The following is a 17,635-nucleotide window of genomic DNA, read 5'->3' on the forward strand; positions in this document are numbered from 1 at the left end:
GTCTGTTATTTGTTTTTTCAAAATATAGTCATTATTTACAAAAATAATAGGGGGCTTTTTGTGATGGAAGAATTACGAAGAAGTTTTCAAGCAGCGCGGCATCAGGTCAGTGGACACGGCAAGCGGAACGTCGGTGTCTTAAAAGACGCCTTGCTGAATGTCGCTGACGAGACGAGAAGTGACATCTACGGCAACGGGGCGGTCATCAACGATTTCGAACAAAAAATCGCGGCATTGCTCGGGCATGAATCGGCCGTCTTTTTCCCGAGCGGGACGATGGCCCAGCAAATCGCGTTACGGATCTGGTCCGATGACCGGGATAATCGGCACGTCGCCTACCATCCGCTTTGTCACTTAGAGCTACATGAACAGGATGGCTTACGGCAGCTTCATCCGATTGAACCGGTCCTCGTCGGGCGACCGGACGAGATGATGACGCTTGAAGAGATTAAAGCCTTGCCGGAAATCGCCTGTCTTTTACTTGAACTGCCGAACCGGGAACTCGGCGGGGTCGCACCAACATTCAGCGAGCTAGAAGCGATTGTCGCCTACTGCCGGGAACGGGGAATCCGCCTTCATCTCGACGGTGCCCGCCTACTGGAACTGTTGCCGTATTATGACAAACCGGCAAGCGACGTCGCAAGTTTGTTCGACAGCGTCTATCTCTCGTTTTATAAAGGAATCGGCGGGATTGCCGGTGCAATTCTTGCCGGTCCAAAATCGTTTACGACAGAAGCACGGGTTTGGAAACGACGTTATGGGGGTGACTTGATCAGCCTTTATCCCTATGTCATTTCGTCCGACTATTATTATGAGCAACGCAAGGACCGGATGGGGCACTATTATGAGCAGGCAAAACACGTCGCCGAGCGGTTGAACGCAATCGATAACATTTTCACGACACCACGCGTTCCGGTCTCGAACATGTTCCACCTCCACTTTAATGGTGAAGTGGCAGACGTCGCCGCACGATTGACGCGCATCCAAGATGAAGTCGGACTTGGACTCGTCGGATACCTCGTCGAACACGACGGATACTTTTCGACGGAAATCAGTTTCGGTGACGCGTTTGATGCGGTTTCAAACGATGCGTTTGACGAATTGATTGCCCGCTTGTCGACAGACTTTTCTGCTTAACGGGATTGAGAAGGCTGTTTCCCGGGAATGGACGGATGTAGGCGATGGTAGCTGCTGATTTTTTCGGTGATCATTTGTTCCGTCAGTTGTAATTCGGCGAGCTGCGCCCGGACAAGGGTTTGGTGCTGTTCAAGCAAAGCGAGCCGGTCCGGAGCTGTATCATGATCGTCTGAAGAAGCACGGAACAATGCGACGTACTGCCGGATTTGGTCAATCGGCATGTGTGTCGCCCGCAGGCGGAGAACGAACCGGAGCCAGTCGATGTGCTTGTCATCGTACTGGCGGACGCCGTTTGCCGTCCGGTCCGGAAACAGCAGTCCTTCCTTTTCGTAATAACGAATCGTGTGGGCACTCGTATCAGTCAATCGACTGACTTCTGAGATGGAATACATCAACATCACCTTTTCTGCTTGACTTAGAGTTCACTCGAAGGAGTAGACTCTCACTATACCAAAACGAAATGGGGAAAAACAGATGAAGTATACAGTCATTACAGGAGCAAGTTCAGGGATTGGGTTTGAGACAGCGAAAGTTCTCGCCGCAAAAGGAAAATCGCTTGTCCTCGTCGCCCGGCGGAACGATCAACTCGAAGCACTACGGGATGATTTACTGAAGACCTATCCGGAACTTGACATCATCCTCCATTCAGTCGACTTGACGGAGATGAAAAACGTGCATCAGTTGTATGACGACGTCAAGCACCTTGAGATTGAGACGTGGATCAACAACGCCGGATTCGGTGATTTCGATAACGTCAAAGACGTCGAAATCGGAAAAATCGAGAAGATGCTTCGGTTGAACATCGAAGCATTGACGGTCCTGACGAGTCTCTACGTCCGCGACCATCATGACGTCGAAGGGACAACCGTCCTCAACGTCTCGTCAGGCGGCGGTTACCGGATCGTGCCGAATGCGGTCACGTATTGTGCGACGAAGTTCTATGTCAGTGCCTACACAGAAGGCCTTGCGCAAGAATTGCAACAATCCGGTGCGAAGTTGCGGGCAAAAGTCCTTGCACCGGCAGCGACGGAAACCGAATTCGCCGATCGTTCACGCGGGGAGGCAGGATTCGATTACAGTAAAAATGTCCCGCAGTATCATACTGCGGCAGAGATGGCGACGTTCCTCGATCAATTACTCGAAAGTGACGCAATCGTCGGGATCGTCAATGCGGAAGATTATTCCTTCCAGCTACGGGGACCACTCTTTACGTACGTCGGTGGCGCGAACTCGAACTAATTGTAAAAAAACAAGCCTTCGCTTTTTGAGCGAAGGCTTGTTTTTGCGTTTGGTTGTTGAAGCGTGTGTGATTTACACTCGCTTTTGACAGTCAGTCGAATACCTATGCCTTTTCAAACACTATATTTTCCAAGTAACCCATGTTTTTGACTGTCGTAATATCCTTCTTAAAGCGTTGAATCGTATGAGAAAAGGTTTTTTCATTCGTCCCTTCAGGATAACCGGAGCAAACGTTTAAGATGCTGTTGAGTTTTTCGCAGTCGCCGCCGATAAAGTAATGCGAAATTGCTTCCTTATCCGCGGAAGCGATCACGACAAATGTTGCAAAATCGAGAACATCTTCCACATGCTGTTCTTCAATTAATTTATCGGCAGTAAATGCGGTTTTAAATTCGTAGCTTTCGAACGACATAATACGACCACGCAATACATCCAGGATGGATCGCCGATAGATGCAGTAAACACCACAAATCGTCTCATAAGGCGGTATGAAAGGGTCGTCCATTACATTGACAATTTTTTCGTCGTCTTTATCGATGGGAATGGCCTGAAAGCGGTTGACCATCATCTTGTCGATATAATCGATTCCTTTCGGTCTAAATTCTTTTAGAGTATCTTCATGCAACGGGATGCGCATCCTTTCTTATGAATGTATCAGTATCCCATTAATTGTAATCGCTTAATCTAAAAAATATCAAAGTGTATTTTCGTCACTGTAGCGAATTTAATTTTTTAGATAGAGCTACGCTGCTTTCAAAGCGATGAACGGCTTAAGCGCCATCCCTAAAACGAGGAGCAGTGTTTGACTATGAAGACAAAATGATATTAGACAATACCTCCTAAAAAGCGTCTTTTTTTCGTTGCTTTCCTCGTTTTCCACAGAGTTTGTCTACAATCTGAAAACGCCATCCCCCAAAGCGAGGAATGGCGTTTTTTTTAAGTTAAATGATTGGAATCGCAAGCGTCGAAAGTAAGCTGACACCTAAGAATAAGGCATAGCTGAAAAACGTCGCTTTTGCGTTTCGATCATGTTTATGTCCGAGAATCGCAAATAACAAAATCGCCAAAAACGTAAGTAGTGATAACGACAACAAGTGGTGTTGATCCGTTGAAGGAACGAGCGATTGAGCCAAGTGGGCTAAACCAAGCGGTAAAACAATCAGTAAAAAATAGAAACCAAGCCGCGTTTCTGATGGAACTTCAGTTGCTTCATCGTTCGGATCGATACGTGTGTACATTTTCATGGATCGTCACCTCCTTCTATTTCAGTATAAAGGAAGGGACGGTGAAACCTCGTTACAGTCCCGTAAGAACTACATAACAATTTGACTTCTAGATGACATCCAGATGTCGCGCCGTCTTGAATTTGTAAAAGTCAAAAAACATTTCGACAGGATATGTAAATAAGTGTAAAATGAAGAAACATGTGACATAAAATCAAGGAGGAAACGACGTGCCTAAAGTGTTCCGCTATTTTTATCTATCTGATTTATTTGCCGTCGTCGGTGCGAGTATCTCCTATATCGCCATCTACTGGACGAGTGCAGAACGGTTGACGGCATTTCAGCTTGCCCTGTTGATTGGCGCCGTCTTTTTGACGCGGTTCGTCGTCGCGACCTTTAGTGGTCCGTGGATTGATCGTGTCGACCCGGTCCGCTTACTCAAGGGGACGGTTGCCGTCCGGACGGGACTATTAGTTCTGACGGCAATCGGCTTGCAACTTTTTTCCGGCTCGATCGGACTGCTGGTTGCATTATTGATTGCTCAGACGGTTTTGCAGACGATTGGCGGCAATACGGCATTCAAAGTCGTGACCCGCCTCGTCGAAGCAGACCGGTTACCGGTCGCAAATGCCTATTTAAGTACACTCGACCGGATCGGCACGTTAAGCGGTCTTTTGATTGGCGGTGTGTTGATTGCGAGCTTTTCCATCGAGACGATTTTACTGATGGAAGCCGTCCTGCATGGCGCAGCCTGGCTGTTGCTCCTGTCGATCAAGTCTGCTGCACCTGAAGGAGAAGGGCAACAGAACCGGTACATCGACGCCTTGACGGAAGGGCTGACGTATTTAAAACGCGACCGGCAACTGATGCAAATCTTAGGATTCGCCGTCATTGCCAACTGGATGATTACACCCGCGAATACGTTACTCGCGCCGTTCGCGAAAGACGTCGTCGCTGGGGGGGCAAAAACCTTTTCGGTACTGGAGCTCGCGCTCGTCATCGGTGGGATTCTCATGTCGCTGCTTTATGCCCGGTTCGCGAAACAAGTCGCCCTCGGTCGACTGTTCCGGCTGTCCGTGTTGTTACAGGGTTTCTTTATCATCGTTCTCAGTTTGACGGACACCGTGCCGCTCGCTTTCATCAGTCTTTTTTTACTTGGCGCTGCCCTTAGTCTATTCGGGATTCCGTTTTCGACGCTGCTCCAGCAGACGACGCCGGATTTACTGCTCGGACGGGTCCGTTCGGCGATGGTTGCCGTCTCGACGCTCTGTTCTGCCGTCTGTTATGTCTTATCCGGTTATTTGACGACCTTCCTGTCAATCGAACACGTTTTTCTGTTCTTTGGTGGTTCGGGACTGATCGGGGCCGTATGCTTGATGCTGCTTACGTCACGTCACGCAGCTAGTAATATCAGTCAGGACAAGGCAGGATAAGGAAATCGGTCTTAAGGTGGAGGGCAAGCGTTTTCTTTCGCAGTACACTTGATTAAAGAAGAACAAAAGGGGATAGCGACGATGGATGGTCTGATGATGATAGCATTGTTATTTTTAATTCCGATTAGTGGGATGACGGTGTTGTTGAATCTGTTATGGCGACGAATTGAAGTCGACTAAAAACAAACGGACTGCCGTAAACCGGCAGTCTGTTTTTATGCGGAGTTTTAGGAGGGGAATGAAATGAAGAAAATCATCATCATCGGTTCCGGCGGTTCAGGCAAATCGACGTTCGGACGTCAATTGCACGAACGAACCGGCATCAAGGTGTCACATCTCGATGCCTTGTTTTGGAAACCGAATTGGGTTGCCGTCCCACGAGACGAGCAAATAGAGGTGCAACGGCAGTTGATGGAACAACCGGAATGGGTTCTTGACGGAAACTACGGGGGAACGCTCGGGATGCGGCTTGACGCCGCCGATACGGTCATCTTTCTCGACATGCCGCGGACCGTTTGTGCGTACCGGGTCATCAAACGTAATCTGAAGTACCGCAACCGGACACGGCCGGACATGGGGGAAGGCTGCATCGAACAATTCAGCTGGCAGTTCCTGAAGTGGGTCTGGCAGTACCCGAAAGCGCGGCGACCGGGTGTCTTACGCCAGCTCGATGAAGTGCGACATGAGAAAAACGTCGTCATTTTGTCGTCGAAGCATGACGTACAGAAGTTTTTAGATCAGCTTTGATGCAATTTGGTTTGAAGTACGAATCGATTTAACTTTTATCAATCACTACCTTGCCATCCTGATCTAGCAAGGGTGTCATTCCGCTCATGCCGAGACCGCTCGTCATTACATAATTTACGCCTGTCTGCGTATCGACGACGATTTTGATGATGCCTCCACTGAGGTGTTGTTTTGATTTCAACACGAACCGTTTATCACGCATTCTGTACTCGTCTACTTCTTATTTTAGCTGTGTAGCCAGGAACAAACAGCTAGAATTAATTTCTTCAGCGGACATAGCTCTCTCTTACTATTAAGATAACTGAATTTGAAAGGAAAAAGACCGTTTTGACTGCAAAAATCACAGTCGGAACGGTCTTTTTTAGTCGGGTACTCGATTAGTTTACTCCGACCGTCTCCGCCTCAAACGCAAGCACCGGCCCGAATACTTCGTAATGCAGTTGCTCCGTCGCCCCTTGCCAGTTCGACGCGACGAACCGAATCATCGCTTCCGGTCCGCAGACGAAGGCGATTGCAGATTTGTCGACGTTTTGAATGACTTCTTCCGTCAAACGACCGGAAATCGTTCCTGTTTGTGCCTGCCGTTCCGCATAACGGATGACGATTGCACCGGCAGTTTCCAGGCTTGCAAGGTGCGTCGAAAAGGCACGGTCGCGGTCATCTTGAATCGCGACGTGAAGCGTGACGGAACGACTTGCCGCAAGCGCTGCGTCGGCAATCGCAAGCAACGGTGTCAGACCGATTCCGCCAGCGAACAGGACGACGGGTGCTTGACCAGCCGGTAACGCAAAATTACCAGCCGGTGCACTAAGCAGGACCGTATCGCCAACGTTCGTCTCGTCATGCAATTGTTTTGAGACGCTTCCGTCACGCTTGACGGCAATCGTGTAAAACGCATCACCAGGACGGTTGATTAAGCTGTACTGCCGGTTTTGCCACAGTCCTGCCGGTGTTTTGATCCGGAGCGTCACGTATTGTCCCGGCGTAAAGGTCGATAACGTCAACGCATGTGCCGGCTGCAAGGTAAACGACTTGATGTCCGACGCTTCCTGCATGATCGCCGTCACCGTGAAGGTCTGATATCCTGTGAAGCCTTTTGCCTGTTCGTCTTGCGCATAAAGTTCAGCTTCAAGCGTTATGAACAAATCAGCGATTTCCTGATAGGCGAGACCCCAGGCGTCGATGATTGCCGGGGTCGCTGCGTCGCCTAGGACTTCTTCAATCGCGCGCAACAGTTCTGTCCCGACGATCGGGTACATCTCGGGTTTGATTTGCAGGCTCCGGTGTTTATGTAGGATGGGCAGGAGCGTTGGTTTTAAGACGTCGAGTTGATCGATGTTCTCTGCTGCCGCATAGACCGCGTGAGCGAGGGCTTGCGATTGACGGTTTGTTTTTTGGTTTGTCTGGTTAAAGATGTGCGTCATCTCCGGATGCCGTTCAAATAAACGTTGATAAAAGACACGGGTGATTGCTGGCCCGTGTTCCGCGAGAACGGGGACGGTCGACTTGATGAGTTGGATCGTTGCTACGTTTAACATAAGACCACTTCCTTTTCAGTTCGTTCTCCCACAGTATTGGAGCTTTCGTCCGTAAATACAACATATAAAATACTAGATTAAAAAAGAAAGTGAACTTTGTCACAAACGTGCCATCGATTCGTCAAGAAACGGACAAAAACCGTTGACTAGTGTCAGCGGTCAAGTCGGAATCCATAGTTTTGAGAAGTCGAGGTAACCGAACGAATCGATGACGAGGTTTTGCAATTCGATCGGATAAGGAATGAGTCGCGTGTCATCAAACAGCGGGATGAAATAGGAGGCGTCGATGACGTAGCGCTCGAACGACTGGTGGAGCGGCATCCAGTCTTCAAACGGCGTGTCATCGTACTGCTGAATACGTCGCTCCATCTCCGGCATCTGACGGTACAGCTTGGCCGGCGGAGAATATTCATTCGTTAAGAACTGATGGAATGCGACCGTCAAGTTGCGTTCGAACACTTCCGCGTGGATCGCGAGATCGATGTCAGCGAAGGCATGCAGATTGGTAATACTTTCTTTGAACCCGACCGGAACGAATTCATAAGGGATGTGCTGGCGGTCGAACATCTCACATAACCAGTAGGTGACGTTTTCCGTGAAGTCCGTCAGTTTAATCCGGATTGGCCGGTCGAACGTGACGGGTGGTCCATCGGGAACGATATATTCTTGACTAAACTCACCGAGAAACCCGCGGACGTTCGGTGTACCGCGCTCGTTGAACTCGGTGATGAAAGGGCGGACGGAAGCAATCAAGCGGTGGATGTAGTGCCGCGCCTCCTCACTTTCGAAGACACCGCCCGGACGAGGATTCAAGAAAATCAGTCCGAATCCCGACTGGGTGGCAATCGTATCGGTTGCACCCGTTTCCGATAATGACGTCCGGTAGACCGGGTCATAAGCGTCCGGCATCTGGATGAACTCGATTCGGTCGAGCAACGCCCGGACGCCGTAAAAATTCGCGAACGCCTGTAAAACGGTTTTTTTATCATCTTGTTGCGTCAGCTGAAACGGACCGGTCCCGATTCCTTCTTTATGAATGCTCGTGTGAAGTGTCGCAAGCTTCGGTAAAATCGAGTTCCGTTGCTGATCAAGGATCAGGTCGACTCGGTACGGTCCGTTCGATTTAATCTGTTCGACGTGGCGATACGACCAGGCGTAAGCAGGAAAGGCGATCAGTTCCCGTAAACTTTTTGTGACATCTTTACTCGTCATCAGTGAACCGTCGTGGAAGCGGACGTCTTTTCGTAAATAAAGCGACAAGGTGTTGCCTTGCCAGGCATAGTGATGGGCAAGTTCCCCTTTAAGCAGACCGTCTTCATCAATCCAAAACAAGCGGTTAAAGACATTTTGGACGAGGTGGGCACTATGGATATCGGCTGCTTCGAGCGGATGTGCCGTCAAGAAGGGGCGTTTCCGCGGAATGAGTAAAGCGTCGGATGCCGTTTGGACATAACCGAATTTTTGTTCGAGCCGCCGCATGAACCGCCCTGTCTGAGCAGGGGACCAGTCCCAACTGAGCTGCTCCGTCACGGCGTCAATCGATTCGCGGTCGATCCGTTCGAGCAGTTGCCGGGCCAGTTCGCGCTCGACGTGGCGCAACCAGACGAGCTCCGATAAATGTCCCCGCCCTTGACCACTCGTGTAGTTCAGCCAACCGTCGTCTTGCCAGCGTGTCAAATGCCGTTTCGTCTGCTTCGGACTCAAATGGATCGTATCGGCCAGTTGCTGAATCGTGTAATGCCCGTCGCGGCACTTTTTCCATAACGTAAAGAGATAACCTTCCATCAGCTGCTCCTTCCTAAAAGGGGACATCGATTCGCGACGATGTCCGTTTTTAAATTAATCTGTCTTGTTTATCATACAGGTAGAGAATGGAAGGTGACAATATGAAATGGAAAGAAATACCTAAACCAATTAAAGTCAGACTCGTAACATCCTTTTTTAACCGGACGGTGTCGTTCGCCATCATGCCGTTCATGGCTTTATTGTTCGTCGATGCCTTTAACAAAGTCATTGCCGGATTGTTTTTAATCAGTACCGTCTTTTTAAGTTTCTTCATCGGTTTGATTGGCGGATATCTCGCTGACCGTTTCCCGAGAAAACGGCTGCTTGTCCTCTCGACGACGGCAACCGGATTGATGTTCTTGACGATGACGATCAGTCTTGCCGTCAATCAGATGGTTGCCTTCACGATTGCCTATGCGATCTTTACCGTCACGAGTAACATCGGCCGACCGGCGATGGGGGCGATCATCATCGACGCGACGACACCCGACAACCGGCGGGCGGTCTACGCAATCGATTACTGGTTAATCAATCTCTCGATTGCACTCGGGACAGCACTCGGAGGCTGGCTCTACGTCAGCAACAGACTGTTCCTGTTCAGCTTATTGACGTGTACGTCGCTCCTCTTACCGGTCGCGTACCATTTCCTGCTCGACGAATCGAAACACGTCTGGCGGAAACAGCCGTTCCGGTCCGTCCTGACCGACATCACGAACAGTTACCGGATCGCCTGGCGCGACCGTCCGTTCGTCAAGGTCGTCCTCGGTTCGATGTGTATCCTTGCCGCTGAATTTTCGATGGGCAGTTACGTCGCCGTCCGGCTTGCGGACGAGTTCAAGACGGTCGAAGTTGGTAGTCTCCTCGTCAACGGTGTCCGGATGGTCAGTTTAATCAATATCGAAAATACGATTCTCGTCGTCTGTCTGACGTTTTTCATCCAACGGCTCGCGAACCGATTTTCTAGCCGGAAGACGCTAATCGCCGGACTGGCGTTATACCTGATCGGTTACATGACCGTCACGAGTGCGAATTCGATGACCGTCCTGTTGACGTTCATCTTCATCGCGACGATCGGGGAATTGTTGTACTCCCCGACGTTAAACGCTGAAAAAGCGAACATGATGCCGGAAGATAAGCGCGGCGCCTACTCGGCCTTTGCCGGGACGTCCCACGCCGGGGCCGACTTGATTTCACGCTCGACGATCATCCTCGGAGCGGTTTTAGCCCCGTTCATGATGAGTGTCTATATCGGATTGATTGTCTTCCTCGGATTAGTCTTAGCGTACTCGGGACTTTATATGAAAGAAGTCGTCGAGACGAAACGAAACGTCTCGTAATCAAAAAGGAGTGGATAAAATGGAGGAATTGACAACGAAGCGGCACCGGTTACGACGCTGGCGCACGGGTGACGCCGAAGATTTATATGCCTATGCAAAAGATCCGCGTGTCGGACCGAACGCAGGCTGGGCACCGCATGCGTCCATCGACGAAAGCCGCACCGTCATCACGATGTTTCAGGAAGCGAATGATGGTTATGCGATCGTCGACCGGACGACGGACCACGTCATCGGCAGCTTCGGGATGCATGCGCGCCGGCCGGTCGAGGCGCTGGCTGACAAAAAACAAGTCGAGTTCGGATTCGTCCTGCACCCTGATTACTGGGGGCAGGGTCGGATGCCGGAGATTGTCGACGCGGCACTTGCTGTCGCTTTTGTGGAGCTTGAGATGGAGATCGTCTGGTCTGCCCATTTTGATTTTAACGGACAATCGCAACGCGTCATCGAAAAGATGGGCTTCCGCCACGTGCTCGACCGACCGTTCGTCATGGAGCGGATTGATGGGCGCGCGGTGACGAGCCGGTTGTACCAGTGGACGCGGGAGCGGTATGAAGCAAAACGCAAGCAAAGCGTATTGGAGGACTTAACATGCTGACGATTTATCTGACGCGGCACGGCGAAACAGAATGGAATATAGCACAGAAGCTACAAGGCTGGTTGGATTCACCGTTAACTGAAAAAGGAAAAAGAAATGCACGTCAATTAGGTGCTAGATTAAAGGATATCGAATTTCAAACGGTTTATTCCAGTCCGAGTGAAAGAAGTTTATGTACGGCTCGATTGATGATGCAGGGACGGACGTGTCCGCTTGTGATTGAGGAGGATTTAAGAGAGATTCATTTTGGGGACTGGGAAGGGCAAGACAGACAGGTGGTAAGTGAGAACTATCCGCAAGCCTATTTCAACTTTTGGAATGCGCCACATCTGTATACATCAGAAACGGGTGAAAATTTCTTTGAGTTGAAACGGCGTGTTCTTGCGTTGCTTGAGGAACTCAAGAGTCGGCATGAGACCGGAAATGTTCTGATTGTCACACATACGGTCGTCATTAAACTGTTGCTCGCGAGTGTGAAGGAACTACCGCTTGAAAAATTATGGTCAACACCCCCATTCATCCAGGACACATCCTTGTCGGTTATTGAATGTGTGGAGAATCAGCTTAAAATTGTGTTAGAAGCAGACATAAGCCATATCTCACAAGAGCAGGAACAGGTTACGGAACGTTGATCCAACAAGATAAGCATTGGAAAAATTGATTATATTTAAATAGGGCTGTCTGACGGAGGGGAAGTGGAACTTTTTTCTCCCTGTCAGACAGCCTTCTTTTCATTAAGGACCACATTCTTCATACCTGTAATCGCGCTAACGGGGTCAAGGAAGACGTGCTTAACTCTTCGCTTTCGATAACGATTGCAGTCAAACCGGTATCTGTTCTGGTTTCGTGCCATTCATCTTGATCCCAAAACACGGCATCACCGCTCTGGACTTTAATGGCTGTATCGGCTTCACCTCTAACAAAACCTTCCCCGTTCACAATGACAAGCAGTTGGGGAACAACCGCTTGATGATAACCGATCACCCCGTCGACATCTAAATGGACACACCCTATATGGACGGCCTTCTCTGTCTGCGTGATCCGTGACATTACAAAACCAGAGTCGAATTTTGTGATTTTTTTCCCGGTCTCTTTTGTGAATTGATACAGTTTCATATAATCCCCCCGATGCATTGTTTGCTACCTGATTTAATTTCGCTGTCGTTTAGACATAACCAGTTGCAGGACGATGCTAATCAATCCTGCCATGACGCATTTGAATAAGTAGTTATCCGTTAGTCCCACGAGTACATATCCGTTAAACTTTTGAATGACGGTGGCTTCAGGGACCCAGTCGATGACAAGTCCAATCCCGAACAGTGCCGGTAGGCTAAGTGCTAGATAGACAATGAGGAAGACGAGAATCAGCATCTTGATTTTCATGAAAGGTAGCCCCAATCCGATTGGTTTTAATTCATTCTACTTGAAAATGTAATTAAATACCAAATGAAAATCATTTAACGTATAACAACACTACCTTATGGAAGACTCGATGTGTGCTTTTTGAACTAAATCACTTCTGGATCTGTCGTTTCGCTAGCAGCATCGGTAAGAAAAAGTACAGATTCATACTGATCATCGAAATGAGATAACTGCTCAAAATGGCGATGATTCCATTGACTCCAGTCTGATGTAAGATAAATTCTGGTAAAAAATAGGCAGCGAGTCCAATGGCGATGACCCATGTCCCTGACGAGACGGATAACCAGACGATGACGACGAGATAAAGTAACCCGATCGCATAACTGACAGGGAGCGAAAACGTCACGGTCGGCGAATCGATGAAGCGGTCGGCAAGAACGGTCACCAAGATACTGACTGAAAATAAGCCGCCGAACAGTCCGAACAGTAGCTTTTGACGGACAGGACTGACCGGATGCGTCGACAGGTACCGCAGAATCAGCGCGAGGCAGACGATGAGTAACACGACTGTGCTCGCAAAACTCGTAAGCAGCATCGCGCTGTAGGAGACGGCACCCGTAAAGAGCTGTTGAAAAAACGAAAAACTGGATCCGCCTACTAACACAAGTCCGAAGACTTGCAGCAATCCTTTCCAGTCAAAGGGAAGTTCGTTCGAAATCGACTGGATGTAAGCAGCCGGACTACCGCCGGTAATGGATTTGACCGATTTGCCGTCCGTCTCAGCGTCGCGCAAGTGATCCTCGAGTTCGCTGACGATGTCTTGCGTCGCCTGTTCATTTTTTCCGGAAGCTAACAAATAGATCTTTAAGTCGTCTAAAAAACGAGTTGATTCGGTGGATAAGGGATGCATGGTTCATTCCTCCTTTAAAATCTGATTGACGCTTGCTGAAAGGCTGTACCAGCGAGCTGAAAAAGCAGTCAGTTCGTCGCGTCCTGCCGAAGTGATGGCATAATACTTTCGTTTCGGTCCGCTCGGGGACTGGCGTTGCGTTGCTTCGATCCAACCGAGCTTTTGCATCCGCATCAATAACGGATAAATCGTTCCTTCGCTGACGTCAGCAAAGCCGTAGGTCGCAAGCTTCGTTGCCAGTTCATAACCGTAGACTTCTTCTTCTGCGATCAACGCAAGTAAACAACCGTCAAGAATACCCTTTAACATTTGAGTAGATGACATATGAATTCCTCATTTCACTATCTTGTATTGCAAGGTAAATACAGTTTATCACTCAATAACTTGTAATACAAGGTAGTGAGTGGAATTTTCCTAATAATTGAAAAAAACAAGTGCAATCGACATTGATATGCAATATATTAGTTTTATGGATAACTCAAAAAAGGCTCTTAAAATCAAGCGGACTTCCTTGAGTCAGGAAGTATATCAGCACTTGCAGCAACAAATCATCACCTTGGAACTGGCGCCGGGTGAAAAATTAAACGATTTGGAACTGGCGGAACAATTCGGTGTCAGCCGGACGCCGGTCCGGGAAGCACTGAAAAAACTGGAAGAGGAGGGACTTGTCGTCTTTAAACCAGGTGCACGGACGAACGTGACGGCACTTGATGTCGTGCAAGCACGCGAGACATTCCCGATCGTCGCGACGCTCCACGGACTCGCGAGCAGACTGGCAGTGGCACACATCACACAAGCGATGGTAGTGAAGTTACGGGCAGTGAATGCGGAGTTTCGGACGGCGGTCGAACGTGGTGATGCCCTCGAGGTGATGCGGTGTGATGATGCATTTCATCATGTCTTTTTAGAGGCAAGTCAAAACCAGCAACTGATTGACACGTTGAACCGGCTGACGCCGCTCATCCGCCGTTTGGAGTATGCCCAGTTTCGTCAGCACGGGCACGATTCGCTCGCTGATCACGAGGCGATTCTTGCGGCTTGTGATCAGCGGGACCCGGAAGCACTCGTCCGGACGACGGAACAAAATTGGAATGGTCTCGGACGACACCTGATTGCGGCTTTAGAGGAGGAAACGACATGCGACCCATCCTGATCGGCATCCTGTCGGCGATGTTTTTTGCCGTCACGTTCATCTTGAATCAATCGATGCAAGGAAGTGGGGGACACTGGATTTACAGTGCGGCCCTGCGGTTTTATTTGATGTTACCGTTTTTGATTTTGATCGTCGGCTATCGTCGTCGCCTTGCACGTGTGTGGTCTGCGTTGCGGACAGCACCGCGCTTTTGGCTGACCTACGGGACGATCGGCTTCGGTATTTTTTACAGCGGGATTTGTTTTGCGGCCGATTACGCACCGGGCTGGCTGATTGCCGGAACCTGGCAAGTGACGATTCTTGCGGGACCGTTGCTTGCACCACTGTTCAAACAAACGATTCCTTGGGCATCGCTCCGCTATTCGCTGTTGATTGTCATGGGTGTCCTGCTGATGCAACTGTCGGTCGCGGGTAGCGTGTCGGTGACGACGCTGCTACTTGGGGTCGTTCCGGTCATCCTGGCAGCAATCGCTTATCCGCTCGGGAACCGGAAGATGATGGAACGATACGGGGATGACCTGGGGGTATTTGACCGGATTCTCGGGATGACACTTGCGAGCCTGCCGTTCTGGTTGATTTTGTCAGGTTTTGCGTACGTGCAGGTCGGTCTGCCGTCAGCGACACAAGTCGGTCAGTCGGGACTGGTTGCCTTGTTCTCCGGCGTCATTGCGACATCACTATTTTTTTATGCGACGACGCTCGTCCGGACCGAACCGATCCGCTTGGCGGCTGTCGAAGCGACTCAATCGTTTGAAATCGTGTTCACCGTCCTTGGTGAGCTCGTCTTTTTACACGCGGTCTTTCCGAGCGGACTGGCACTGTTCGGGATGGTCACCGTCATGCTCGGGATGACGCTGCATAGTTTTCGGCAAACCAGCCCGAAGGTCATGCCGGACTAATATTTATTTCAACTACCTTAATATAAAAATAACTTAGCAAACGAGGGAATCAAGGATGGTACTTACAGGAACACTTGTCAACACAGGGCTGATCATCATCGGGACGTTACTCGGCCTACTGTTTCACAAAATCCCGGAACGGACGAAAGAGACGGTCGTCCAAGCAATCGGTCTTGCCGTCGTCGTACTTGGTGTCCAAATGGGGTTGAAGAGTGAAAACTTTTTAATCGTCATCGGCAGTCTCGTCGTCGGTGGGGCGCTTGGCGAATGGTTACGGATTGATGAAAAACTGAACCGGCTCGGCGAATGGCTTGAACTGAAAATCGGCCGGGGGCGCCCGTCGAACATCGCCGAAGGTTTCGTCACGGCGACGCTGATCTTCGTCATCGGTGCGATGGGCGTACTCGGAGCGCTCGACGGTGGCTTACGTCAAGACCACGACGTATTGTATACGAAAGGACTGATTGATGGGTTCACTTCGCTCGTCCTCAGTTCGACGCTCGGCATCGGCGTCATCTTCTCTGCCATTCCCGTGTTTCTCTATCAAGGGGCGATTGCTCTCGGTGCCGTCGCAATCACCCAATATGTTCCGGATGCCATCTTGCAACAGTTCATCGTCGAGATGACGGCGACCGGTGGGGTGATGATTTTAGCGATCGGCTTAAATCTCGCCGGTATCACAAAAATCCGGGTCGCAAATCTCCTGCCGGGTATCGTGATGGTAGCCTTGATTGTGACAGGTCTTCAACTATCCGGATTTAATTAAAAAAACTGCGCCTTTCATCTCGGAGACATCTGTTGTCCACGAAATGAGGGGCGCAGTTTTTTTAGTGAATAGATTGAAGCGCGTCTTCAGGCAAAACATCGGTCGTGTAATCGGTCAGCTGGTGTTGATTGTAGTCGAACGTGTGTCGGCAAAGAGGACCGTTCAAGATGTTCGGTAAATAATGTTTTAAGTTACTGATGATCCCGATATTGTCCGGATCAAGAATCCAGTTTAGCGATTTCCAGTCGAGAATCCCTTCGCGTGTCGCGCGTGGTGTCGCAAGCGTTTGGTCTATCGGTAAATCGGCCAGGTAGAGATAGATGCCGACTGCCTGTTCAGCACGTAAGACGACGGTACCGGCGAAGCGGACTTCTGCTAACGCAATTCCCGTCTCTTCAAACGTTTCCCGGATGACGGCGGCAGTCGGTGTTTCATTCGGTTCGATTTTGCCGCCGACCCCGTTCCACATCCCCATCGCCGGTTGCTTTTGCCGGTTAAGCAGCAGAAACTGGTCATCCTGACGAATCAGGCAAAGCGTATACGGATAATGTACGTCCGCCACGATTAAAACAGCTCCTTTTTCCAAGTTGCATACTGTTCGTCTGACGGGATAGGTAGGATGGTTTTCTTTCCATCCGTCCAAGTCGTCAAAGCTTGTTCCGTCAAAATACGGTGACCGGTTTCCGTCCGGATTGCGAGTAAGCTCCGTTTATTGAACGGGGAGGCTGCGTGTTGCTGGATGATTTGTTCGATCGCTGCGAGCTGCTCCGGCAAAAGCGTCTGTTGGGTATAAAAATGGTAGCCGATGATGAACGTGTCGTCAAGTCCTATCCGTTGCATTTCAAGCTGGTACCCGGCACCGTTCGGGGCAATCCGGAAGCTGCCGCTTGGTGAATGGACGGTCTCGCCTGTCAATGGAATAGGGCGTAAGGCGAGATTGATTCCGAACCCACTGTCGACGAGGTACGTCGCGCCCTCATGCTGGAGTAGAATCGCGACATGGGTCGGACCGGTCGCCGACCAGACTTCATGTTCATTGTCATAGACGGTCGCTTTGACGAGCGCGACATCAAATCCTTTAATCCGCAAGATTTCATAGAGCAGATGATTTAAATCGTAACAGACGCCGCCGGCTTGATTCGTCACGAACGTCTCCTCGAGCCGTACTTCGTTAAAAGGCATCATCCGTTTCGATAAAACAGCTTGATTATCAAACGGCAAATGGTAGGCGAACGCTTCTAATAGAGATGGTAAATCGTCGAACGTAATCGATTGGTCCAGTGGGAACTGAATCCGCGAGGCGACTTTATTTATGAGTGATGACAACGGAAATTCCTCCTTTGGTTCATGTTTTCATTATCGCACAATCCGTCCAAAAAATGACATATGTTATCTGGAGATACTGATTGCCGCGGATATTGTTCGCCGTCTTGTCGATTACATGGATCCTACAGGAAGCTGCAAAGAAGAATGTTTCGGATGAAGGGAGTTAAAGACGAATTCTACATTAA

The 17,635-nt window shown here is 49.7% G+C and carries 22 protein-coding genes; 10 read left to right on the plus strand and 12 right to left on the minus strand.

The features are described 5' to 3' along the window. Window positions 1-60: 60 nt before the first annotated feature. Entirely contained in the window at window positions 61-1,137 is a 1,077-nt protein-coding gene (locus P403_RS0115355) for a threonine aldolase family protein (RefSeq protein ID WP_029333573.1), read from the plus strand. On the opposite strand, the gene P403_RS0115360 is transcribed toward P403_RS0115355, so the two are convergent. Continuing rightward, window positions 1,134-1,535, minus strand: coding sequence for a MerR family transcriptional regulator (locus tag P403_RS0115360; protein ID WP_235195235.1), 402 nt, complete (start codon window positions 1,533-1,535; stop codon window positions 1,134-1,136). The two genes, P403_RS0115355 and P403_RS0115360, sit on opposite strands and share 4 nt — an antisense overlap. A 76-nt stretch (window positions 1,536-1,611) precedes the next feature. On the opposite strand from P403_RS0115360, the gene P403_RS0115365 reads away from it, so the two are divergent. Continuing rightward, window positions 1,612-2,376, plus strand: a complete 765-nt coding sequence (locus tag P403_RS0115365; RefSeq protein WP_029333575.1) for an SDR family NAD(P)-dependent oxidoreductase — start codon at window positions 1,612-1,614, stop codon at window positions 2,374-2,376. Window positions 2,377-2,479: 103 nt separating this feature from the next. Here the strand turns inward: P403_RS0115365 and P403_RS0115370 are convergent, their stop codons facing one another. Together P403_RS0115370 and P403_RS0115375 are read right to left on the minus strand one after the other, a co-directional pair. Next, window positions 2,480-3,001 carry a hypothetical protein gene (locus P403_RS0115370; protein ID WP_051667438.1) on the minus strand — a complete coding sequence of 174 codons (522 nt, stop codon included), beginning with the start codon at window positions 2,999-3,001 and terminating at the stop codon, window positions 2,480-2,482. Window positions 3,002-3,317: 316 nt separating this feature from the next. Then, window positions 3,318-3,620 (minus strand): hypothetical protein, encoded by a 303-nt coding sequence (locus P403_RS0115375; RefSeq protein ID WP_029333577.1) that lies wholly within the window; start codon window positions 3,618-3,620, stop codon window positions 3,318-3,320. A 209-nt stretch (window positions 3,621-3,829) separates the two neighbouring features. Here P403_RS0115375 and P403_RS0115380 point away from each other — a divergent pair, with 209 nt between their 5' ends. Further along, window positions 3,830-5,032, plus strand: coding sequence for an MFS transporter (locus P403_RS0115380; RefSeq protein WP_029333578.1), 1,203 nt, complete (start codon window positions 3,830-3,832; stop codon window positions 5,030-5,032). A 243-nt stretch (window positions 5,033-5,275) separates the two neighbouring features. Further along, a complete protein-coding gene (locus P403_RS0115390; protein WP_029333579.1) occupies window positions 5,276-5,779 on the plus strand; it encodes a DNA topology modulation protein in 504 nt (167 codons plus the stop codon). Window positions 5,780-5,807: 28 nt separating this feature from the next. On the opposite strand, the gene P403_RS16685 is transcribed toward P403_RS0115390, so the two are convergent. From P403_RS16685 to P403_RS0115405, 3 genes are all read right to left on the minus strand, one after another. Continuing rightward, complete coding sequence (locus P403_RS16685; protein ID WP_167331097.1) at window positions 5,808-5,981, minus strand: DUF6440 family protein; 174 nt, start codon at window positions 5,979-5,981, stop codon at window positions 5,808-5,810. A 175-nt stretch (window positions 5,982-6,156) separates the two neighbouring features. Beyond that, entirely contained in the window at window positions 6,157-7,317 is a 1,161-nt protein-coding gene (locus P403_RS0115400; RefSeq protein ID WP_029333580.1) for a globin domain-containing protein, read from the minus strand. A 159-nt stretch (window positions 7,318-7,476) separates the two neighbouring features. Next, on the minus strand, window positions 7,477-9,102 hold the full coding sequence (locus P403_RS0115405; RefSeq protein WP_029333581.1) for an ABC transporter substrate-binding protein: 1,626 nt from the start codon (window positions 9,100-9,102) through the stop codon (window positions 7,477-7,479). A gap of 101 nt (window positions 9,103-9,203) precedes the next feature. Between P403_RS0115405 and P403_RS0115410 the strand changes: the two genes are divergently transcribed. Genes P403_RS0115410 through P403_RS0115420 form a run of 3 tightly spaced genes read left to right on the plus strand, consistent with a single transcriptional unit; the run spans window position 9,204 to window position 11,666 of the window. Further along, the gene (locus tag P403_RS0115410) at window positions 9,204-10,439 is read left to right on the plus strand and encodes an MDR family MFS transporter (RefSeq protein WP_029333582.1); all 1,236 of its coding nucleotides are present in this window, start codon (window positions 9,204-9,206) and stop codon (window positions 10,437-10,439) included. Between the two features lie 19 nt (window positions 10,440-10,458). Continuing rightward, the gene (locus P403_RS0115415; protein WP_029333583.1) at window positions 10,459-11,034 is read left to right on the plus strand and encodes a GNAT family N-acetyltransferase; all 576 of its coding nucleotides are present in this window, start codon (window positions 10,459-10,461) and stop codon (window positions 11,032-11,034) included. Continuing rightward, a complete protein-coding gene (locus tag P403_RS0115420; protein ID WP_029333584.1) occupies window positions 11,028-11,666 on the plus strand; it encodes a histidine phosphatase family protein in 639 nt (212 codons plus the stop codon). The genes P403_RS0115415 and P403_RS0115420 overlap by 7 nt, the downstream gene beginning before the upstream one ends. 118 nt (window positions 11,667-11,784) lie before the next feature. On the opposite strand, the gene P403_RS0115425 is transcribed toward P403_RS0115420, so the two are convergent. The 4 genes from P403_RS0115425 to P403_RS0115440 form a co-directional block, all read right to left on the minus strand. Continuing rightward, a complete protein-coding gene (locus P403_RS0115425; protein WP_029333585.1) occupies window positions 11,785-12,150 on the minus strand; it encodes a cupin domain-containing protein in 366 nt (121 codons plus the stop codon). Window positions 12,151-12,183: 33 nt separating this feature from the next. Next, entirely contained in the window at window positions 12,184-12,417 is a 234-nt protein-coding gene (locus P403_RS0115430) for a hypothetical protein (RefSeq protein ID WP_029333586.1), read from the minus strand. Between the two features lie 130 nt (window positions 12,418-12,547). Next, a complete protein-coding gene (locus P403_RS0115435) occupies window positions 12,548-13,306 on the minus strand; it encodes a hypothetical protein (protein WP_029333587.1) in 759 nt (252 codons plus the stop codon). 3 nt (window positions 13,307-13,309) lie between these two features. Continuing rightward, window positions 13,310-13,630 carry a PadR family transcriptional regulator gene (locus P403_RS0115440; protein ID WP_029333588.1) on the minus strand — a complete coding sequence of 107 codons (321 nt, stop codon included), beginning with the start codon at window positions 13,628-13,630 and terminating at the stop codon, window positions 13,310-13,312. Window positions 13,631-13,817: 187 nt separating this feature from the next. Between P403_RS0115440 and P403_RS0115445 the strand changes: the two genes are divergently transcribed. Genes P403_RS0115445 through P403_RS0115455 form a run of 3 tightly spaced genes read left to right on the plus strand, consistent with a single transcriptional unit; the run spans window position 13,818 to window position 16,124 of the window. Beyond that, the gene (locus P403_RS0115445; protein WP_235195236.1) at window positions 13,818-14,459 is read left to right on the plus strand and encodes a GntR family transcriptional regulator; all 642 of its coding nucleotides are present in this window, start codon (window positions 13,818-13,820) and stop codon (window positions 14,457-14,459) included. Continuing rightward, the gene (locus P403_RS0115450) at window positions 14,444-15,358 is read left to right on the plus strand and encodes a DMT family transporter (RefSeq protein ID WP_029333590.1); all 915 of its coding nucleotides are present in this window, start codon (window positions 14,444-14,446) and stop codon (window positions 15,356-15,358) included. Before P403_RS0115445 ends, P403_RS0115450 begins: the two co-directional genes overlap by 16 nt. Before the next feature lie 55 nt (window positions 15,359-15,413). Further along, window positions 15,414-16,124: a DUF554 domain-containing protein gene (locus tag P403_RS0115455; protein WP_029333591.1), complete on the plus strand. Its 711-nt coding sequence runs from the start codon at window positions 15,414-15,416 to the stop codon at window positions 16,122-16,124. A gap of 61 nt (window positions 16,125-16,185) precedes the next feature. Here the strand turns inward: P403_RS0115455 and P403_RS0115460 are convergent, their stop codons facing one another. Together P403_RS0115460 and P403_RS0115465 are read right to left on the minus strand one after the other, a co-directional pair. After that, complete coding sequence (locus tag P403_RS0115460) at window positions 16,186-16,686, minus strand: NUDIX hydrolase (RefSeq protein WP_029333592.1); 501 nt, start codon at window positions 16,684-16,686, stop codon at window positions 16,186-16,188. Between the two features lie 2 nt (window positions 16,687-16,688). After that, window positions 16,689-17,450 (minus strand): arylamine N-acetyltransferase family protein, encoded by a 762-nt coding sequence (locus P403_RS0115465; RefSeq protein WP_029333593.1) that lies wholly within the window; start codon window positions 17,448-17,450, stop codon window positions 16,689-16,691. Between the last annotated feature and the right edge of the window lie 185 nt (window positions 17,451-17,635).

The organism is Exiguobacterium oxidotolerans JCM 12280 (assembly GCF_000702625.1).
GTDB classification, from domain to species: domain Bacteria; phylum Bacillota; class Bacilli; order Exiguobacteriales; family Exiguobacteriaceae; genus Exiguobacterium_A; species Exiguobacterium_A oxidotolerans.

Coding starts and splice junctions, on each gene's coding strand:
- P403_RS0115360 (WP_235195235.1), bottom strand. CDS start 1,535: ATGTTGATGTATTCCATCTCAGAAGTCAGTCGATTGACTGATACGAGT.
- P403_RS0115365 (WP_029333575.1), top strand. CDS start 1,612: ATGAAGTATACAGTCATTACAGGAGCAAGTTCAGGGATTGGGTTTGAG.
- P403_RS0115375 (WP_029333577.1), bottom strand. CDS start 3,620: ATGAAAATGTACACACGTATCGATCCGAACGATGAAGCAACTGAAGTT.
- P403_RS0115390 (WP_029333579.1), top strand. CDS start 5,276: ATGAAGAAAATCATCATCATCGGTTCCGGCGGTTCAGGCAAATCGACG.
- P403_RS16685 (WP_167331097.1), bottom strand. CDS start 5,981: ATGCGTGATAAACGGTTCGTGTTGAAATCAAAACAACACCTCAGTGGA.
- P403_RS0115400 (WP_029333580.1), bottom strand. CDS start 7,317: ATGTTAAACGTAGCAACGATCCAACTCATCAAGTCGACCGTCCCCGTT.
- P403_RS0115405 (WP_029333581.1), bottom strand. CDS start 9,102: ATGGAAGGTTATCTCTTTACGTTATGGAAAAAGTGCCGCGACGGGCAT.
- P403_RS0115410 (WP_029333582.1), top strand. CDS start 9,204: ATGAAATGGAAAGAAATACCTAAACCAATTAAAGTCAGACTCGTAACA.
- P403_RS0115415 (WP_029333583.1), top strand. CDS start 10,459: ATGGAGGAATTGACAACGAAGCGGCACCGGTTACGACGCTGGCGCACG.
- P403_RS0115420 (WP_029333584.1), top strand. CDS start 11,028: ATGCTGACGATTTATCTGACGCGGCACGGCGAAACAGAATGGAATATA.
- P403_RS0115425 (WP_029333585.1), bottom strand. CDS start 12,150: ATGAAACTGTATCAATTCACAAAAGAGACCGGGAAAAAAATCACAAAA.
- P403_RS0115430 (WP_029333586.1), bottom strand. CDS start 12,417: ATGAAAATCAAGATGCTGATTCTCGTCTTCCTCATTGTCTATCTAGCA.
- P403_RS0115435 (WP_029333587.1), bottom strand. CDS start 13,306: ATGCATCCCTTATCCACCGAATCAACTCGTTTTTTAGACGACTTAAAG.
- P403_RS0115440 (WP_029333588.1), bottom strand. CDS start 13,630: ATGTCATCTACTCAAATGTTAAAGGGTATTCTTGACGGTTGTTTACTT.
- P403_RS0115450 (WP_029333590.1), top strand. CDS start 14,444: ATGCGACCCATCCTGATCGGCATCCTGTCGGCGATGTTTTTTGCCGTC.
- P403_RS0115455 (WP_029333591.1), top strand. CDS start 15,414: ATGGTACTTACAGGAACACTTGTCAACACAGGGCTGATCATCATCGGG.